This is a genomic window from Pseudomonas emilianonis (assembly GCF_023072625.1).
In the GTDB taxonomy this organism is placed as follows: Bacteria; Pseudomonadota; Gammaproteobacteria; order Pseudomonadales; family Pseudomonadaceae; genus Aquipseudomonas; species Aquipseudomonas paraveronii.
The window spans coordinates 1-1,478 of record NZ_JAKNRV010000641.1 but is presented as its reverse complement, the minus strand read 5'-3'; the positions used below and the strand labels follow the sequence as shown (position 1 = coordinate 1,478).

Annotated in this window: 1 protein-coding gene; it reads left to right on the top strand. The window is 65.3% G+C overall.

The genetic code is table 11. From position 1 onward, the window contains the following. Positions 1-1,478 (top strand): dermonecrotic toxin domain-containing protein (locus L9Z73_RS30385; protein WP_345894197.1); only part of this gene is annotated, 1,478 nt, incomplete at both ends.

The window sequence follows — 1,478 nt, the reverse complement described above, 5'->3', positions numbered from 1 at the left end:
TGCAACGCGCCAGCGCCGCCGACCGCCTGGCCTACCGCGAATGCCTGCTTGAACAGGCCGGGATCAAGCGCCAGACCCTCGGCGACTCAGACTTCGATGGCCTGGAAACCCTGCGCAGCTACGCCACCGAACACTTGAACCATCAGCTGTGCCTGGACCGCGCCGTCGCCCTGGGCGGTCAGCGCAGCTGCAACGACGTGGCACGCGCAGCCGGTTACCTGGCTGACGATTTGACCCTGACCTTTCATGTCGCGGTGGGCAGCCTCGAGGGCGGTTACATTGAGCCGGTCGCCATGAGCCTGGTGGATCTGGCGCTGAAGAACCTGTCGGGAAGCCCCAAAGGCCGCATGACGCTCAGCCATCGCACCGGCCGTGCGCTCGAAGCGTGGTTAACGCCTGACTACATCCGGCAACTGGTCGAACGTGTCGACATTGGTCAGAACTACCCCGCTTACCTGCGCCAGGAATTGATGAGCGACACCGACGCGGCGCGCAAACGCCAGCGGCTGTTCGCGCAACAGCGGCCCGTCCACCTGAAAGTTCAAGCGCTGGAGCACGCGATCAAAGGCGAAGCGGGCCTGACCACGCGCGGCGTGCGCTGTGTGCGGGCGCTGGTCGACCCCAACCCGCTGGCGCGCCGGGTCGATGGCGACAAGATTGTCATCCGCACCTTGGCCTTTCTGCGCACCCCCGCCGCCACGGCAGACGTGGTGCAAAACATGTTCATCATCGAACCGCTCGACACCCAATTGGGGCCGCACCTGCTGTACCGTCCGGCCTATCGCGAAGCGCTGCTCGAGTTCGCCAGCCGCGAGCATCTGCTGGCGGCCATTGTGCAACCCGGTGCGCTACAGCAGAGCGTGCTGACCTGGTTGGCGGCCCCGTCCAGGGCGATCTACAGCAACGGTGGTTTTACCCAGCCGCACTCCGTGCGTATCGGTATAGGCTCGGAGTTCGACCGGCTGCCCGAGGTGCCCAAACCCGCAGCTTTGGCGAAGGCCGGCGACCCGAGCAGCGACGAAGTCCTGCAAGCACTCCACCAGGGCAGCCTGATGGAGTATTTGTTTGGCTGCGAAACCCGCCAGTTGCTGGACCAGGCCGAGCGCGAGTCGACGTCGAATACACAGAGCCGCTGGGCGTTGATCCTGGAAGGCATGCAGCTGGGCTTCAACACCTTGTTGATGGCCGTGCGCGGGCCGTTGGCGTCGATTGGCTGGCTGATCCAGGCGACGCAAAGCCTCACCCAGGACCTGCCCGCGCTGGAAAGCCATGACCCTAGGGCGAAGGAGCTGGCGTGGGTCGATCTGCTGCTCAATATCGGCATGCTGCTGGTGCATCAAGGCGCACTTACCGCGCACACCGACACCTCACCGCTCGACGAACAGGCCCTGACTCGCGCGCCCTTCAGACGCCCGCCACCCGGCCAGCCCATCAGCCATCCAGCGGTGGTGGAACACGGCAGCATCGGCCTGCCCTCC